The following is a 15,821-nucleotide window of genomic DNA, read 5'->3' on the forward strand; positions in this document are numbered from 1 at the left end:
AGGGGGGACAAAAATGAAAGATCATACAATATTAGTCGTTGTTTGTGTAAATAATGAGGAGCTTTTCAAACAATGTGAGAGCCAAATAAGAAACATTTTTGTTCCCCCAGGTTACACAGTACAAATTTTTCCGATACGAGATGCACAAAGTATGGCAAGTGCTTACAACCGAGCCCTTTCATATCCAGCGAAATACAAAGTGTATATACATCAAGATACATATCTTATTAATCGAGACATGTTTTCTACACTTATATCTCTGTTTAAAGAAAATGAAAAGCTTGGTTTAATAGGAGTCGCTGGGGCTCAGTTTTTACCGAATAACGGGATATGGTGGGAAGGGAAAAATTTAGTAGGGAAAGTGATTGAGTATAGAAGACGGAATTATCAATTATTAAATTTAGATCAGGTTTTTTATGGTAATCAACCATTTTTGTCAGTTCAGGCAATTGATGGTTTATTCATGGCAACGCAGTATGATATTCCGTGGCGAGAAGATTTGTTTCAAGGGTTTCACTTTTATGATGTGTCACAGTCTTTAGAGTTTCAAAGGGCTGGTTATTTAATTGGTATCCCAAATCAAGCAAATTTATGGTGTATTCATTACAACGGGGATGAGTTTGATGCGGATACATATGAGAAGTACCGGAAAGTGTTTGTAGAACATTACAAAGATATATTATCTCCATCATAAAGGAGAGATGCAAAGTGAAAGGAATTATTTTAGCAGGTGGTACTGGATCGAGATTATATCCAATAACGAAAGTAACGAATAAACATTTACTTCCTGTTGGTCGGTATCCGATGATTTATCATGCGGTATATAAGCTAAAACAATGCGATATTACAGATATTATGATTATTACAGGTAAAGAGCATATGGGGGATGTTGTTAGCTTTTTAGGGAGTGGTCATGAATTTGGAGTGTCCTTTACGTATCGTGTGCAAGATAAAGCGGGCGGGATCGCACAGGCGTTAGGACTTTGTGAAGATTTCGTCGGGAATGATCGTATGGTAGTTATATTAGGGGATAATATTTTTTCAGATGATATTCTTCCGTATGTTGAAGAGTTTGCAAACCAAAAAGAAGGTGCGAAAGTGCTATTGCAATCTGTAGAAGATCCCGAAAGATTTGGCGTAGCACATATTCAAAACCGAAAAATAGTTGAAATTGAAGAAAAGCCGAAAGAGCCGAAAAGTTCTTATGCGGTTACGGGAATTTATTTGTATGATTCGAAAGTCTTTTCTTATATTAAAGAATTAAAACCTTCTGCACGGGGAGAACTTGAAATTACAGATATAAATAATTGGTATTTAAAGCGAGGGGTACTTACTTATAATGAAATGAGCGGCTGGTGGACTGATGCGGGAACTCATGCTTCGCTTCAAAAGGCGAATACGTTAGCACGGGATATTAATTTTGGGAAACAGTTTAACGGAGAATAGGTGAGAATATGAAAGTTGTAGAAACAAATTTTACCGATGCAAAATTGTTAGAACCGAGGTTGTTTGGAGACGATCGTGGCTTTTTTTCAGAGAGCTATAATAAGCAGGTGCTAGAAACATTAGGGATAACGTATTCATTTGTACAGGATAACGTATCTTATTCGGCTAAGGCAGGAACGATTCGGGGACTACACTTTCAAAAAAATCCGAAAGCACAAACGAAACTCATTCAAGTTATGCAAGGGGCAATTTATGATGTTATCGTTGATTTACGAAAAAAATCACCGACATTTAAACAATGGAAAGGATATATTTTAAGTGCAGATAACCATCGGCAATTACTAGTGCCAAAAGGGTTTGCACATGGATTTTGCACGCTTGTCCCGCATACTATCGTTATGTATAAAGTAGATGAATATTATAGCGCAGAGCATGACTCAGGATTACTTTGGGAAGATAAAGATTTAGCAATTCCTTGGCCAGTAACCGATCCTATATTGTCCGATAAGGATCAGATATTACCATTACTAGAGGAATATGAAGATAGTTTTTAAGTAGGAGCGTTGTTTATGAATATATTAGTAACAGGTGGGGCTGGATTTATTGGAAGTAATTTCGTTCATTACATGCTACAAAGTTATGAAACATATAAAATTATTAATTACGATGCATTAACATATAGTGGGAATTTAAATAACGTAAAATCTCTTCAGGATCACCCGAATTACTCTTTTGTAAAAGGAGAAATTCAAAATGGAGAGCTATTAGAACACGTTATAAAAGAGCGAGACGTACAAGTGATTGTAAATTTTGCAGCTGAATCACATGTGGACCGTAGTATTGAAAATCCGATTCCTTTTTATGATACAAATGTAATTGGAACGGTTACTTTATTAGAACTAGTTAAAAAATATTCGCATATAAAACTTGTGCAAGTGTCAACGGATGAAGTGTATGGCTCTTTAGGAAAAACAGGGAAGTTTACAGAGAAAACACCGTTAGCTCCAAATAGTCCATATTCTTCAAGTAAGGCGAGCGCGGACATGATAGCTCTATCTTACTATAAAACATATCAATTACCGGTTATAGTAACGCGTTGTTCTAACAATTATGGACCGTACCAGTATCCTGAAAAATTAATTCCATTAATGGTTACGAATGCACTAGAAGGAAAAAAACTACCGCTATATGGTGATGGTTTAAATGTAAGAGATTGGTTACATGTAACGGATCATTGCAGTGCGATTGATGTTGTTCTGCATAAGGGACGTGTAGGAGAAGTATATAATATAGGTGGAAATAATGAAAAAACAAATGTAGAAGTTGTGAAACAAATTATTACTCTTTTAGGAAAAACAAAAAAAGACATTGAATATGTTACAGATCGTTTAGGGCACGATCGTCGTTATGCGATTGATGCAGAGAAAATGAAGAATGAATTTGATTGGGAACCGAAATACACGTTTGAACAAGGATTACAAGAGACGGTGAAATGGTATGAAAAGAATAAGGAATGGTGGAAACCACTAAAAGATTAGTAAGGGGCATGTTAAATGAAAGAGAGGGTTATCATAACAGGAGCAAACGGTCAATTAGGAAAGCAACTATTTGAAGAGTTAGACTCTGAAGAATATGATATATATCCATTTGATAAAAAGTTATTAGATGTGACAAATATATCTCGAATACAACAAGTGGTACAAGAAATAAAACCACATATAATTATTCATTGTGCTGCCTATACGAAAGTAGATCATGCGGAGAAAGAACAGGATTTTGCGTATAGAATAAATGCAATCGGAGCTCGAAATGTAGCGGTTGCTTCACAATTAGTAGGGGCAAAGCTAGTTTATATTAGTACTGATTATGTATTTCAAGGTGCCAGACCAGATGGATACGACGAATTTCATAGTCCAGCGCCGATAAATATATATGGGGCCTCTAAGTATGCGGGGGAGCAGTTCGTCAAAGAGTTACATAATAAATATTTTATCGTTCGCACATCGTGGCTATATGGTAAATATGGAAATAATTTCGTGAAAACGATGATGCGATTAGGAAAAGAAAGAGATGAAATATCCGTTGTAGCGGATCAAGTTGGCTCTCCTACGTATGTGGCGGATTTAAATATGGTTATTAATAAGCTCATTCATACTTCTTTATACGGTACATACCACGTATCAAACAGTGGTTCATGCTCTTGGTTTGAATTTGCACAAAAGATATTTTCGTACGCCAATATGAAAGTGAATGTATTACCTGTTTCAACGGAAGAATTCGGGGCTGCAGCTGCGAGACCCAAATATTCTGTTTTTCAACATAACATGCTACGATTAAATGGTTTTTCACAAATGCCGTCTTGGGAAGAAGGATTAGAGCGGTTTTTTATAGAAACCAAAAGTCATTAACAAATTTCTGTTAATGACTTTTTTGTTTGCCTTTAAGCGGTTTTATGGTACTATAATTATAGTATCAGGTACTAATAACAAGTATAAGTATTTCTGGGAGGATATATCATGGAACTATTACAAGGGAAAACATTTGTTGTTATGGGCGTTGCGAACCAAAGAAGTATTGCATGGGGAATTGCTCGCTCTTTGCATAATGCAGGTGCAAAATTAATATTCACATATGCAGGAGAACGTTTAGAAAGAAACGTTCGTGAATTAGCGGACACATTAGAAGGACAAGAATCACTTGTATTACCTTGTGATGTAACGAATGATGAGGAACTTACAGCTTGCTTTGAAACAATTAAACAAGAAGTAGGTACTATTCACGGTGTAGCACATTGTATTGCTTTTGCAAATCGCGATGACTTAAAAGGTGAGTTTGTAGATACTTCTCGCGATGGATTTTTACTTGCACAAAATATTAGCGCATTCTCTTTAACAGCTGTAGCAAGAGAAGCAAAAAAAGTAATGACAGAAGGCGGAAATATTTTAACGTTAACATACCTTGGCGGCGAGCGTGTTGTGAAAAATTATAACGTTATGGGTGTTGCGAAAGCTTCATTAGAAGCGAGCGTGAAATATTTAGCGAACGATTTAGGTCAACACGGTATTCGTGTTAACGCTATTTCTGCAGGACCAATTCGTACGTTATCTGCAAAAGGTGTAGGCGATTTTAACTCAATCTTAAGAGAAATTGAGGAGCGCGCACCACTTCGTCGTACAACAACTCCAGAAGAAGTTGGCGATACAGCAGTATTCCTATTCAGTGATTTAGCACGCGGTGTAACAGGAGAAAACATTCACGTTGATTCAGGGTATCATATCCTAGGATAAATATAATATTAATTTTTAAAGGACAATCTCTAAATGCTGAGATTGTCCTTTTTATTTGTTCTGAGAAAGAACGATTTTTAACGAAAGTTCTTACTACGTAATGAATATAACTATAATAGTACACGATTTATTCAGCTACGTATGGAAGTGGGAGGGACGAGTGTGAAGAATAAAAATAAAAGTTCAACAGTTGGAAAACCGTTGTTATATATTGCGCAAGTAAATTTGGAACTTGCTGCACCGAAAATAAAAAGGATTATCTTAACAAACTTTGAAAATGAGGATCGAAAAGAGAGCAGTAATAGAAACGAAAATGCTGTAAGCAGTGCTGTGGAAGAGGTAATAGAACAAGAACAACAAGAAGAGCAGCAAGTGGAAGAAAAAATAGAAGAAGAAAAAGAAGAACACATAGAACAAGAAGAGCAAGAACCAGAATCAGTAAGAACTGTCCCGTATAATAAATCATTTAAGGATATGAATAATGATGAAAAAATTCATTTTTTACTAAACCGCCCTCATTACATTCCGAAAGTAAGATGCAGAATAAAAACAGCTACAGTCTCATATGTTGGATCGATCATATCGTATCGTAATGGCATTGTATCTATTATGCCGCAAAATAGTATGAGAGATATTAGGTTGTCTATAGATGATATCCAATCGATTAGTATGGCCGGTTTTTAAATATGTAAAGGTGGTAGAAAGCTTCTACCACCCCAATAGTTTTTTAGTTTACTTTACGATAGAAACGTCGCGTAAGCATTGAATTGCACAGAAACAGCTTAAATCAACAGTAATGCAAGTAGTTGTAGATATTAATCTTGCATTTGGTACAGCTAAAAACGTACAAATTGGATCGTCACCAGGTGGTACCGGAGAACTGTCACCTAATACTACAGTTAATACACGTAATACAGCACAGCTATCGTCATCTACACTTTCCACACGGAAAATTGGAGAACGGCAGCTAGTAAGGCTTGCTGATGGTGCGAATGCTTCAAAAGGTTCTCCAGTTTTTGTGTATAAAATAAAAGGGCGTGTATTTGCTACTGATGCAGTATTATGTGCACCTAAAAATGGGATTTCACAACCAGATCCACATGTTGTTGTAGAACAATCTTGTAATTCATTGATGAATTTAACAACGTCAACTACACAATGAGAAGAGCCATGGTGTTTATTTTCGTTACAACTCATTAATGTCACTCCTTATCTTCTTGTTTGTATTTACATTAATAAGATATTGGAGTCGAGGAGATTTGGTCACAATCTCAAGACCTTTTTTTTTAAATAGGCGAAAGAGGATAAGGGAAGGTGGAATTATGCTGTTTACAAGCTGGCTTTTATTTTTTATTTTTGCGTTAGCTGCCTTTAGGCTCACTCGTTTAATTGTTTATGATAAAATTACAGCCTTTTTGCGAAGACCATTTATTGATGAATTAGAGATTACGGAGCCGGATGGAAGTGTATCAACGTTTACAAAAGTGAAAGGTAATGGATTAAGAAAGTGGATTGGCGAATTATTAAGCTGTTATTGGTGTACAGGTGTATGGGTTAGTGCTTTTTTATTAGTCTTATATAATTGGATCCCTATCGTTGCGGAACCGTTACTTGCATTATTAGCTATTGCAGGAGCAGCAGCCATCATTGAAACAATTACAGGATATTTTATGGGAGAATAATATATTTTCATAATACGAGAAAAAGCGGAGTTTAAAAGAATGAGGGAACGGAAATAAAGAGTTGTTCATATAGTAAATAGACAGAATTGACAGTAGAGGAGATGTTTGCTGTGAGCAATAATCCAAGGCAGAATTCATATGACCTGCAGCAGTGGTATCATATACAGCAACAACACCAAGCACAACAACAGGCATATCAAGAACAATTACAACAACAAGGATTTGTGAAGAAAAAGGGATGCAATTGCGGGAAAAAGAAGAACACAATAAAACAATATGAAGAATGAAACACTCATGCTACTGTGAGTGTTTTTTATTATGTATAAAAAGCGGTATTTCTGTATTAGAAATACCGCTTTTTACTAGCTAATTTGTGCAACTGTTAATGCTGCCGCACGGATGTCTACAGTTCCAATTAACTCAACTGGCACAATTTGAATTAAGTCACCAGGATTTAAGTTAATAAGAATAACACCACTGGATACATCTACTTCACCAGTACCAATAACGTTAGAACGAACTGCTGTACCTGATCCAGGAATAATGTTAGCTGGTGTATTTAATGATAAGAAGAAACGACCAGCTTCTGGTGCAGTAGGTACGTTATCAAGACTAATTGTTAATGTATAACTAATTTGATAAATACCAGCTCGCAGAATTCGAATGCCATCTCCGACACTTACTGTATCGTTGATTACAGGAACAGTAATATTTGGGTTTGGACTTACACTAGGTAATAGTAGTGGTGTAAATAGTGAAGCGAACTGAGGTGCAGAAGCATTGAAAGCAAAACCAAAGGCAGGTAGTGTACTAGCTGGTTTTGCCTCGCAATCGATTTTAGTAAATTCGCAATCAGAAGAGAACATGTTTTTCACTCCTTTATCTGTTTCTACTTTCAGTTAATGAAAAGGACAGGTTCTATGTTCTAGACAAGTTCCCAATTTTAAGAAATTTACATAAGAATACTCTTTAAGCATGGATTGGGTGGCAGAATTATCTGCCACCCAATCCATGCTTAACTCATTATTTAGTTTTAAATAGAAACATCACGTAAGCATTGAATAGCGCAGAAGCAACTTAAATCAACAGTAATGCAAGTGGAGGTTGATATTAGTCTTGCATTTGGTACAGCTAAAAACGTACAGATTGGGTCGTCACCAGGTGGTACAGCGGTACCATCACCTAAAACTACAGTTAATACACGCAATACAGCACAGTCATCATCATCTATACTTTCTACGCGGAAAATGGGAGAACGGCAACTAGTAAGGCTTGAAGATGGTGCAAATGCTTCGAAAGGTTCTCCAGTTTTTGTGTATAAAATAAAAGGACGTGTATTCGCTACTGATGCATTGTTATGTGCACCTAAAAATGGAACTTCGCAACCAGATCCACATGTTGTCGTTGCACATTCTTGTAGTTCATGTATAAAACGAACGACATTCGATACACAGTTGAAATCACACTCATGTTGATGATCTTCATTACAATTGCAGCTCATTATGTTCACTCCTTCTCGTGAGTTCTGACATACACTATTACAATATGAGTGGGATATGGCTGATATTACGTTAATTCTTACGATAAAAACAAGGAATTTATATAGGAGGGATGTACATAGCGTGATATAAAAAAAAGACATCCTTATTTAGTGGATGTCTTTTCAGGTAAATCTTTTCGCACAGTATATAAAAAACGAGATATATCTAATTTCTTTCCTCGGAAAAATTGCGGAGAAGAAATGTAAAGTTCTTCTTTCGCACGTGTAATGGCGACATATAGTAACCGGCGTTCTTCTTCTAACGCTTCAGAAGTTTCCGTAACACGATCATTTGCATCTTTTAAAGAAGAAGTATGGGGCAGGATTCCATCACTCGCTCCAAGTAAAAAGACACATGGAAATTCAAGGCCTTTTGCGTTATGAATTGACATAAGTGAAACGGCATCTTTTTGCGGCATTGTTTTTAATGCTTCCATTTCTTTTTGACCTTGAATCGCCTCGTCGATAAATTGTAAATAAGCTGGAATATCGGTGAAACGAGTGGCAGACTCCATTAATTCTTCCAACATTTCTTCTTGTATGTCTTTATGCATTGTAAAGGAAGAACGATCGTTACTTTGCAAGTACTCTAAATATTTTCCTTTACCATGAATGATTTCTTTTAATGCTTTTTTCGGTTCTAATTCTTTTATAAATTTAATAAAATCGATGCGCTCATTTACCTTTTTCACTTGAAAAGGTTTTAAGCTTGGATTTAATAGTAAGAAATGAAGAAGAGAAGGGAAGCGCCCCTCACCATATTTCCATTGTTCACGTTCAATAAATGAAATACAATCATCACGTCCGATATACATCGTCGGCAATATGTTTGAAAGTGATTCTAGTCGAAACGGCTCAATCACAAGTCGTAGATGATCTAATACAGGCTTAATTAAAGAATGTTCATAAAATGATTGGCTCGCTCCGTGTTTAATAAACGGGATTTTATGGATGGTAAGCTGATCAAGTAACGAACGACTTACAGAATGTGTGCGATACAGTAAACAAAAATCTTTAAAGTTACGTTCACCACTCTCTACTTTTTCTTGAATAAGCTGCAAAATTTGATTTGCTTCATCAAGAGTCGTAGCAGGTCTTGCATAAAAAGGTTGTACACCTTCCTCACGAACAGAGTATAGCTCTTTATCAAAACGTTCTTGATTTAATTTTATAACTTCATTTCCAAGCCCGACGATAAAGGGATTGGATCGATAATTCGTATTTAGTGCAATGATTGTTGTGTTATCAAATTCTTTTGGAAAAGATAAAATAATTTGGTGACTTGCTCCTCGCCAGCCGTATATCGCCTGGTCGTCATCACCTGCGATAAATAAATTATTTCTTGGCGTGGCTAACAATTTTACAATTTCATATTGTGCATAGGATGTATCTTGAAACTCATCTACTTCAATGTAGTGAAAACGTTGTTGTAATTGAGTTAGTAAAGGAGCATTATTTTCTAACATATAATATGTTTCCAATAAGATGTCATCGAAATCAATATAATTGTATCTTTGTTTTACCTCTTCAAAACGTTCGTATACTTCTTTAAATTCTTGTTCGACTGGTGTTTTCGCTTTTACATCTTTCGGACGATTTAATTTGTTTTTCTCAAGTGAAATCATCGCGAGCATCGTTTCAGCATCATAATCGTCTTTTAAACGCAATTCTTTTAAAATTTTTTTTATCATAATTTGTTTATGTTTTTCATTTGCTAAAATTTGCTGATTATACCCTTGGCTACGAAGCAATTTTAAGAAAACAGAGTGGAATGTACCAGCAACAACGTAACTACTTGCTGCATGATTCATACCCGGTAACTTCGCAACACGACTTCGGATTTCTTCAGCTGCTTTTTGTGTAAATGTAAGTAATAAAATATTTCGTGGATGAACTTGTTTTACATTTACTAAATAACCTACGCGAGTTGTTAAAACAGATGTTTTTCCGCTTCCGGCACCAGCTAGTGTAAGAACAGGACCTTCTGTTGTACGCACGGCTTCTAATTGTTTTTCGTTTAAAAAAACATTTTGTTGTTCGAGAGCGCGGAAATAAGCCGCATCTACATCTTCTTCCATGATTAAATGGGTAGATGTTTTCGGAATATGATATGTCGCACGCGGAATATCAGCGTGTGTTAACGATTTTTGTGAAAATTTTTCTTGTGTCATATGTTCACCTTCAAAACTATAGCATCAACATTTAACTTTAGCGGAAGAAAAAGAAAATAGCAATGTAAAAAAACAGGAGGGATCACCTCCTGCTTTCAAATTACAATTCTTTTATCATTACGACGTGCGGGATATTAGCTTCCATAAATACATCAGAACTCGTTACATATCCAAGTTTTTTATAGAAATCTTCGGCATGTGTTTGAGCGTGAAGTTTCAATTTTGGTAGCGAATTTTCTTTTGCATACGCTTCAAGCGCATCCATAACAATTTTTCCGATACCTTTTTTTCGATGAGAACTTAGCACGCAAATGCGTTCCATTTTTCCGATACCATCAAGGGCGCGAAAACGTCCAGCACCGATTGGAACATCATTGTCATATATAACAACGTGTGTTGAAGTTTCTTCAAACTCATCGTACTCTTCTTCAGCAGAGACACGTTGTTCATTTACAAACACTTGTTTACGTACAGAGAATGCATCTCTTAGTTGTTCGTCCGTTTGTACAATCTGTGCGTGCAAATTAGTTGTTCCCCTTTCCAAGACGGAATGTTTCGTGTACAGTCCATGTTCCATTTTCTAATTGATATAGAAGATGGAAACGATCAATTGGTTGTTCGTAATAGAAATCTTTCATACGTAATCGGCCCAACACATCAGCATGCTCTGCATCTGATAAGCCTTGTCCGATTGTTAAATGAGGTACGAAAGCATATTCGCGTTCTTGCGTGAATAACCCGCTATGCATTTCTTCATTTAAGAAAGTAAGTTCAGGTGTTTTTTCTACTTTAAAGTAAAGGACGTTATTAACAGGTGCGAATGAACCAACTTTCCCAACATGAAGGGTGAAAGGGTTCGTTTTACTTGCGATTGTATGTAACTCGTTTACAATCGACTCTAATTGTTCATCTTGCGCCTCAAAGGGTGTTTTCAATGTAATATGTGGCGGAACTAATGCGTAGTGCGGGTCATAACGTTTACGCAATCCGTTCGCTTTATCTTGAATCATTTTAGATGGAAAAATTACAATGCCTAATTTCATGTTCCAATTCCTCCCTTTGTAAGTCTAGTTAGATTTTGAGATAAATAAATCTCTTTATCTATTATATCAAATTATTCTGAATACTGCTCTCTATTATTTCATTGATAGAATATGAGAGAAGGCTTTCGGTAAATCAGTCTGCCAATATTTCCAAGTATGATTGCCTTCAAATTCCTCATAATGCGTGATGAAGTTTTTATCTGTAAGAAGCGTATTTAACTCACGGTTCGGCCCTACGAAATCAGATACTTGTCCATCAGTACGCTTTACAGCCGTTTCTTCTGTACCGATGACGTGATACAGTTCTAACGCCTGTGGATCTTTGAATTCTTTTGCTAAGTTCATCACTGTCTCATCCACAAATGGTGATTGCATAACGACTTTACCGAATGTATGCGGATACATAAGTGCAGTCATAAAGGAAACTGTTCCACCAAGAGAATCACCAATTAAAACACGGCCTTTTCCCATTTGGTACGTTGGATAATTTTCATCAATATATGGTGCAAGTTCATGAGCAAGGAAACGAATATATGCAGCATTTTTTACTTCATTTGGGAAATATTTTTCTTTACGATCATGTACATTTTTATATGGAATACCGACAATAATTGTACGGTCAATTTCTTCGGTTTCACGAAGGCGCTCAATTACACGGTGCGCTTTACCGAGCTGAAAATAATCTCTACCATCTTGTGCAATTACAACTGTATGTTTGTGCAGTGGCGTGTAATTTACTGGTAAATAAACGAGAAGTGTAACGTCTTCTTGGAGTGATGCGCTATAAAATGAAATTTCTTCAATTCTCCCTATTGTTTGACTCATGTAGATCCCCCTAAATAAAAATTTACTGTAACGATTGTAAGAGCGACGCTTGTAGTGAAAAGGAAAGAAATATTCACTAATCGGTGCCTTAATTTCTATTTTACCATAATGGTACGAAGAATCTAAAAAATTAGTATTTAAGTTGCGAAAGAAAACGGATATAATGAAGTGGGATTTTTGACAGGTGAGAGGGGAGACAGGATTTGAAACAAGAAAAATCAATCGCACTACCATTAGCAATTTCTATAATTGCCATTTCCTTTGCAGCAGTTTTTGTAAAGATGTCCTCAGCACCATCTTCAATATTAAGTATGTACCGCTTATGGATTATCGTACTTATTATGCTGCCTATCGTATGGAAAAAAAGAGAGGAATTTAATAGGATTCAAATGAAAGATTGGGGCTTTTTAATTGGATCTGGTTTCTTTTTAGCACTTCATTTTCTTTTATGGTTTGAATCTTTAAAGCATACAACAGTTGCTAGTTCAACAATTATTTTGGCACTTCAACCAATCGTATCTTTAGTTGGAGGTTTTTTTCTATTTAAAGAAAGAACAACATATTCAGCCATTGCAACGATGGGAATCGCTATTTTAGGAGTAATGTGCATTGGTTGGGGAGATTTAGGTTTAAGTAAGCAAGCAATTTATGGTGACATATTATCCTTTCTAAGTGTAATAGCGGTTGTCGGTTATTTATTTATCGGGCAAACGACAGTGAAGAAAGTATCGCACTGGATTTATAGCTTTACAGTCTTTGCGTTCGCAGGTCTTTTTATGGGGATTTATAATGTTATATTACAAGTACCCTTTACAGGTTATACGAAGTGGGATTGGACTGTTTTTCTTTTACTTGCGGTTGTGCCGACAGTGTCACATGTAATTAATAACTGGCTATTAAATTATGTAAATGCAACGACAATTTCAATGAGTATTTTAGGAGAACCTGTTGGAGCATCTATACTTGCGTTCTTCTTACTTGGAGAAAAATTAAATGCAATGCAAATGATCGGTAGCATGCTCGTATTGTTTGGTGTATCTGTTTTCTTAATGCAGCAACAAAAGCGAACAGCAAAAAATGTCGTAAACGAGCCGGTGTATACACAGGAATTATAGTGTTAGGGGAGAAAAGAGAAGTTATGATACTTCTCTTTTTGTTTTATAGAAATGCGGGCGTAGAAGGGGGAGGAAAATGGAAGAGATATTAAAGAAGTATATGAATAGATTTACAACACTAAGTGAAGAAGAGCAGCAAATGATCCTCAGTGAATTACAAATTGAAGAATATAAAAAAGGAACAGTGCTCCTAAGACAAGGAAATGTTCCGTTAAAATGTTATTTTGTATTAAAAGGATGCGTTAGGCAACATAGTATAGATGAAGCAGGGAAAGAAGTTACATCAAATTTTTATACAGAAGAACAGGCAATTTCGAATTTCAACCATCATAAACAAGATAAATCTTCATCTTTTTTTATTAACCTTGTAAAAAGTAAAAACTAAAATATTGAAATCAAGTAAAAGAGTGGCTACGAAGCCACTCTTTTACTTTGGATTTGTCATATAAGGTTGTACATGAATGACACATAGGTCACGAAATTTGCCTTCAGCAGTTGTGACAATTACGACTGCTTTACCTGCACTTTTTCCAGTAATCGTTACGGTGTCACCTTTTGGATATATGGTGATGATATCAGAATTCATATTTGACCAAATAAGCTCTTTATTCGTTGCTTGTATTGGTAAAATGGAAGCTGATAACACAATGTTTTGTCCCGTTTTTATTTTTAATTTATGTTTTTCCATATGAACACCGATGACTGAAATAACAGAAGGAGCAATTGAAATTTTAGGCGGGTTAGGTTGCATGTTTAAACAAGACGCAGAAGTATTTGTGATAGGTGAAAATTTTCGTGTTTGTTGTTGCTGGAAAGCTGCTAACATGTTGGAGTCCCCTTTCTGTATAAGTGCTGATACTTATACTATAAAGGAGTAGTGTTATGTTAAATTTAACGAAACATAAAGAATTTGTTAAATTTGATAAGAAGATTGTCGAACTGTAAAAAATCTCTGCTGTTATCGTAACAGCAGAGATTTTTTTATAAATTATGACGATGTTGTTTTTCGAAATCCTCAAATTGCTCTTTAACTTCTTTTGAAGGTTGTGTTAGTAAACTAACAATTACGATTACTAGTAAACTAATAGTAAAACCAGGAATCATTTCATATAAGAATTCTTTTAAGAATTTGAATTGAGTCCAAATAATGACTGTAGCGGCACCAGAAATCATACCAGCAAGTGCGCCCCACTTCGTCATGCGTTTCCAATATAAGCTTAATAAAATAGCAGGTCCGAATGAAGAACCAAATCCAGCCCAAGCGTACCCAACAAGAGCTAAAATCGTATCATTTTGTTTAAACGCTAATGCGCACCCAACTAAGGCAATAACAAGTACAGCCATACGACCGACAAATACAAGTTCTTTATCAGAAGCAGAACGTTTAAAGAATGTACGATATAAATCTTCTGTTATAGCGCTAGAAGTAACGAGTAATTGAGATGAAATTGTACTCATAATCGCTGCTAAAATAGCTGCTAATAAAAATCCAGTAATAAGTGGATGGAATAAAATTTTTCCGAGTTCAAGGAAAATTGTTTCTGGGTTAGATAATGTTAACTCTTGTTGTGAGTAGTAAGCAATACCGATAAGACCAGTAAACATAGCTCCGACAACAGAGAAAATCATCCAGCTCATACCAATTCTTCGTGCGCTTTTAATTTCTTTTACAGAGGAAATCGCCATAAAGCGTACGATAATATGAGGTTGTCCAACATAACCAAGGCCCCATGCAAATAAAGAAATAATCCCTAAAGTAGAGGCACCTTTAAAAATATCTAAACGTGTTGGATCTACAGAACGAATTGTATCAAATGCAGGTCCCAGTCCGTTCGAATTCATAATTGTTACGATAGGAACAAGAATAAGAGCAACTACCATAATGATTCCTTGCACGAAGTCTGTCCAACTCACTGCTAAGAAACCACCAAATAATGTGTAAGCGACAACAACACCAGCTACAATGAATAATCCAACGTGGTAGTTCATACCAAATGAATTTTCAAATAATACAGCGCCTGAAACTAATCCTGAAGCTACATAGAAAGTAAAGAAAATCATAATAACAAGTCCAGATACTAAACGTAGCATATGAGATTTGTCGTGGAAACGGTGTTCCAAAAATTCTGGAATAGTAATAGAGTTATTTGCAATTTCTGAGTAGGTACGTAAGCGAGGAGCAACATAAAGCCAGTTTGCGTATGCGCCTAGTGTTAGGCCGATCGCAATCCAACTACTACTTAATCCAACGCTAAACATTGCACCTGGTAATCCCATTAAAAGCCAACCACTCATATCGGATGCTCCAGCACTTAATGCCGTTACTGCGGGGCCTAGTGTACGCCCGCCAAGCATATAATCTGTTAAGTTGGACGTTCGTTTATAGGCGAAATAGCCGATTACTAACATCCCGAGCATGTAAATAGAGATTGAAGTTAAAGTTAACATCTGCGTACTCATGAAGTTCCCCTTCCTTTTGTCATGTCTTTTGATGCGTTATGCATATTTATCCCGCATAAACGGGCAGTAAAACTCCCACCTTAAAATTGGCTGGGCAAGGAAGTTAGGTGGGAGAGCAACTGCCCGTAAATGCCCGATTGATTTAACTAATAATCAGTGGGATGAACAAACCCCTACTGATTAAAGTTTCACTTTATAATCTATCATGATTATTCTGAAAAATCCATATAGAAATACGAATTTTCAGAAATG

19 protein-coding genes and 1 pseudogene are annotated in these 15,821 nt (G+C 36.0%); 11 read left to right on the top strand and 9 right to left on the bottom strand.

From position 1 onward, the window contains the following. The first annotated feature begins 13 nt into the window (after nt 1–13). The 7 genes from ACQGS6_RS04815 to ACQGS6_RS04845 all read left to right on the top strand — a co-directional run bounded on the left by ACQGS6_RS04815 (nt 14) and on the right by ACQGS6_RS04845 (nt 5,417). Nucleotides 14–694, top strand: a complete 681-nt coding sequence (locus tag ACQGS6_RS04815; RefSeq protein ID WP_000651520.1) for a glycosyltransferase family protein — start codon at nt 14–16, stop codon at nt 692–694. A 14-nt stretch (nt 695–708) separates the two neighbouring features. Continuing rightward, nucleotides 709–1,446, top strand: coding sequence for a sugar phosphate nucleotidyltransferase (locus ACQGS6_RS04820; protein WP_000676160.1), 738 nt, complete (start codon nt 709–711; stop codon nt 1,444–1,446). A gap of 8 nt (nt 1,447–1,454) precedes the next feature. Beyond that, the gene (rfbC, locus tag ACQGS6_RS04825; protein WP_000869413.1) at nt 1,455–2,000 is read left to right on the top strand and encodes a dTDP-4-dehydrorhamnose 3,5-epimerase; all 546 of its coding nucleotides are present in this window, start codon (nt 1,455–1,457) and stop codon (nt 1,998–2,000) included. 15 nt (nt 2,001–2,015) lie between these two features. After that, nucleotides 2,016–2,984 (top strand): dTDP-glucose 4,6-dehydratase, encoded by a 969-nt coding sequence (rfbB, locus tag ACQGS6_RS04830; RefSeq protein ID WP_426964935.1) that lies wholly within the window; start codon nt 2,016–2,018, stop codon nt 2,982–2,984. A 15-nt stretch (nt 2,985–2,999) separates the two neighbouring features. Next, complete coding sequence (rfbD, locus tag ACQGS6_RS04835; RefSeq protein ID WP_000664648.1) at nt 3,000–3,854, top strand: dTDP-4-dehydrorhamnose reductase; 855 nt, start codon at nt 3,000–3,002, stop codon at nt 3,852–3,854. Between the two features lie 108 nt (nt 3,855–3,962). After that, entirely contained in the window at nt 3,963–4,733 is a 771-nt protein-coding gene (gene fabI / locus ACQGS6_RS04840; protein WP_000421885.1) for an enoyl-ACP reductase FabI, read from the top strand. A gap of 141 nt (nt 4,734–4,874) precedes the next feature. After that, nucleotides 4,875–5,417, top strand: a complete 543-nt coding sequence (locus ACQGS6_RS04845) for a spore coat CotO family protein (RefSeq protein ID WP_080008921.1) — start codon at nt 4,875–4,877, stop codon at nt 5,415–5,417. 48 nt (nt 5,418–5,465) lie between these two features. Here the strand turns inward: ACQGS6_RS04845 and exsY are convergent, their stop codons facing one another. Further along, the gene (gene exsY / locus ACQGS6_RS04850; protein ID WP_001277740.1) at nt 5,466–5,930 is read right to left on the bottom strand and encodes an exosporium assembly protein ExsY; all 465 of its coding nucleotides are present in this window, start codon (nt 5,928–5,930) and stop codon (nt 5,466–5,468) included. Between the two features lie 125 nt (nt 5,931–6,055). Between exsY and ACQGS6_RS04855 the strand changes: the two genes are divergently transcribed. Together ACQGS6_RS04855 and ACQGS6_RS04860 are read left to right on the top strand one after the other, a co-directional pair. After that, complete coding sequence (locus tag ACQGS6_RS04855; RefSeq protein WP_000899664.1) at nt 6,056–6,415, top strand: DUF1360 domain-containing protein; 360 nt, start codon at nt 6,056–6,058, stop codon at nt 6,413–6,415. A gap of 101 nt (nt 6,416–6,516) precedes the next feature. Continuing rightward, the gene (locus tag ACQGS6_RS04860) at nt 6,517–6,702 is read left to right on the top strand and encodes a hypothetical protein (RefSeq protein WP_029948404.1); all 186 of its coding nucleotides are present in this window, start codon (nt 6,517–6,519) and stop codon (nt 6,700–6,702) included. 75 nt (nt 6,703–6,777) lie between these two features. Here the strand turns inward: ACQGS6_RS04860 and exsF are convergent, their stop codons facing one another. From exsF to ACQGS6_RS04890, 6 genes are all read right to left on the bottom strand, one after another. After that, nucleotides 6,778–7,281, bottom strand: a complete 504-nt coding sequence (exsF, locus tag ACQGS6_RS04865) for an exosporium protein ExsF (protein WP_000492942.1) — start codon at nt 7,279–7,281, stop codon at nt 6,778–6,780. A 167-nt stretch (nt 7,282–7,448) separates the two neighbouring features. Then, nucleotides 7,449–7,916, bottom strand: a complete 468-nt coding sequence (gene cotY, locus ACQGS6_RS04870; protein WP_001277719.1) for a spore coat protein CotY — start codon at nt 7,914–7,916, stop codon at nt 7,449–7,451. A 143-nt stretch (nt 7,917–8,059) separates the two neighbouring features. Next, a complete protein-coding gene (locus tag ACQGS6_RS04875) occupies nt 8,060–10,126 on the bottom strand; it encodes an ATP-dependent helicase (protein ID WP_000191204.1) in 2,067 nt (688 codons plus the stop codon). A gap of 100 nt (nt 10,127–10,226) precedes the next feature. Further along, the gene (locus ACQGS6_RS04880; RefSeq protein ID WP_000543293.1) at nt 10,227–10,649 is read right to left on the bottom strand and encodes a GNAT family N-acetyltransferase; all 423 of its coding nucleotides are present in this window, start codon (nt 10,647–10,649) and stop codon (nt 10,227–10,229) included. Between the two features lies 1 nt (nt 10,650). After that, a complete protein-coding gene (locus ACQGS6_RS04885; RefSeq protein WP_000765863.1) occupies nt 10,651–11,169 on the bottom strand; it encodes a YjcG family protein in 519 nt (172 codons plus the stop codon). A gap of 93 nt (nt 11,170–11,262) precedes the next feature. Further along, nucleotides 11,263–11,994: an alpha/beta hydrolase gene (locus ACQGS6_RS04890; protein ID WP_000084012.1), complete on the bottom strand. Its 732-nt coding sequence runs from the start codon at nt 11,992–11,994 to the stop codon at nt 11,263–11,265. Between the two features lie 203 nt (nt 11,995–12,197). Between ACQGS6_RS04890 and ACQGS6_RS04895 the strand changes: the two genes are divergently transcribed. Together ACQGS6_RS04895 and ACQGS6_RS04900 are read left to right on the top strand one after the other, a co-directional pair. Further along, complete coding sequence (locus tag ACQGS6_RS04895; RefSeq protein WP_000806941.1) at nt 12,198–13,109, top strand: DMT family transporter; 912 nt, start codon at nt 12,198–12,200, stop codon at nt 13,107–13,109. 76 nt (nt 13,110–13,185) lie between these two features. Next, a pseudogene (locus ACQGS6_RS04900) lies at nt 13,186–13,458 on the top strand (Crp/Fnr family transcriptional regulator); the annotation flags it as partial. Nucleotides 13,459–13,536: 78 nt separating this feature from the next. Here ACQGS6_RS04900 and ACQGS6_RS04905 read toward each other — a convergent pair. Together ACQGS6_RS04905 and putP are read right to left on the bottom strand one after the other, a co-directional pair. Continuing rightward, nucleotides 13,537–13,935: an Ig-like domain-containing protein gene (locus tag ACQGS6_RS04905; RefSeq protein ID WP_000878734.1), complete on the bottom strand. Its 399-nt coding sequence runs from the start codon at nt 13,933–13,935 to the stop codon at nt 13,537–13,539. Between the two features lie 155 nt (nt 13,936–14,090). Beyond that, nucleotides 14,091–15,569, bottom strand: coding sequence for a sodium/proline symporter PutP (gene putP / locus ACQGS6_RS04910; RefSeq protein ID WP_000107205.1), 1,479 nt, complete (start codon nt 15,567–15,569; stop codon nt 14,091–14,093). Nucleotides 15,570–15,821 lie beyond the last annotated feature (252 nt).

This window comes from Bacillus sp. GMs2/2 (assembly GCF_050172095.1).
Classification (GTDB): domain Bacteria; phylum Bacillota; class Bacilli; order Bacillales; family Bacillaceae_G; genus Bacillus_A; species Bacillus_A cereus.

Bases quoted from the DNA above. Each gene is read 5' to 3' on its own strand.
- ACQGS6_RS04815 (WP_000651520.1), top strand. From the start codon at position 14: ATGAAAGATCATACAATATTAGTCGTTGTTTGTGTAAATAATGAGGAG.
- rfbC (WP_000869413.1), top strand. From the start codon at position 1,455: ATGAAAGTTGTAGAAACAAATTTTACCGATGCAAAATTGTTAGAACCG.
- rfbB (WP_426964935.1), top strand. From the start codon at position 2,016: ATGAATATATTAGTAACAGGTGGGGCTGGATTTATTGGAAGTAATTTC.
- rfbD (WP_000664648.1), top strand. From the start codon at position 3,000: ATGAAAGAGAGGGTTATCATAACAGGAGCAAACGGTCAATTAGGAAAG.
- fabI (WP_000421885.1), top strand. From the start codon at position 3,963: ATGGAACTATTACAAGGGAAAACATTTGTTGTTATGGGCGTTGCGAAC.
- ACQGS6_RS04845 (WP_080008921.1), top strand. From the start codon at position 4,875: ATGGAAGTGGGAGGGACGAGTGTGAAGAATAAAAATAAAAGTTCAACA.
- exsY (WP_001277740.1), bottom strand. From the start codon at position 5,930: ATGAGTTGTAACGAAAATAAACACCATGGCTCTTCTCATTGTGTAGTT.
- ACQGS6_RS04855 (WP_000899664.1), top strand. From the start codon at position 6,056: ATGCTGTTTACAAGCTGGCTTTTATTTTTTATTTTTGCGTTAGCTGCC.
- ACQGS6_RS04860 (WP_029948404.1), top strand. From the start codon at position 6,517: ATGTTTGCTGTGAGCAATAATCCAAGGCAGAATTCATATGACCTGCAG.
- exsF (WP_000492942.1), bottom strand. From the start codon at position 7,281: ATGTTCTCTTCTGATTGCGAATTTACTAAAATCGATTGCGAGGCAAAA.
- cotY (WP_001277719.1), bottom strand. From the start codon at position 7,916: ATGAGCTGCAATTGTAATGAAGATCATCAACATGAGTGTGATTTCAAC.
- ACQGS6_RS04875 (WP_000191204.1), bottom strand. From the start codon at position 10,126: ATGACACAAGAAAAATTTTCACAAAAATCGTTAACACACGCTGATATT.
- ACQGS6_RS04885 (WP_000765863.1), bottom strand. From the start codon at position 11,169: ATGAAATTAGGCATTGTAATTTTTCCATCTAAAATGATTCAAGATAAA.
- ACQGS6_RS04890 (WP_000084012.1), bottom strand. From the start codon at position 11,994: ATGAGTCAAACAATAGGGAGAATTGAAGAAATTTCATTTTATAGCGCA.
- ACQGS6_RS04905 (WP_000878734.1), bottom strand. From the start codon at position 13,935: ATGTTAGCAGCTTTCCAGCAACAACAAACACGAAAATTTTCACCTATC.
- putP (WP_000107205.1), bottom strand. From the start codon at position 15,569: ATGAGTACGCAGATGTTAACTTTAACTTCAATCTCTATTTACATGCTC.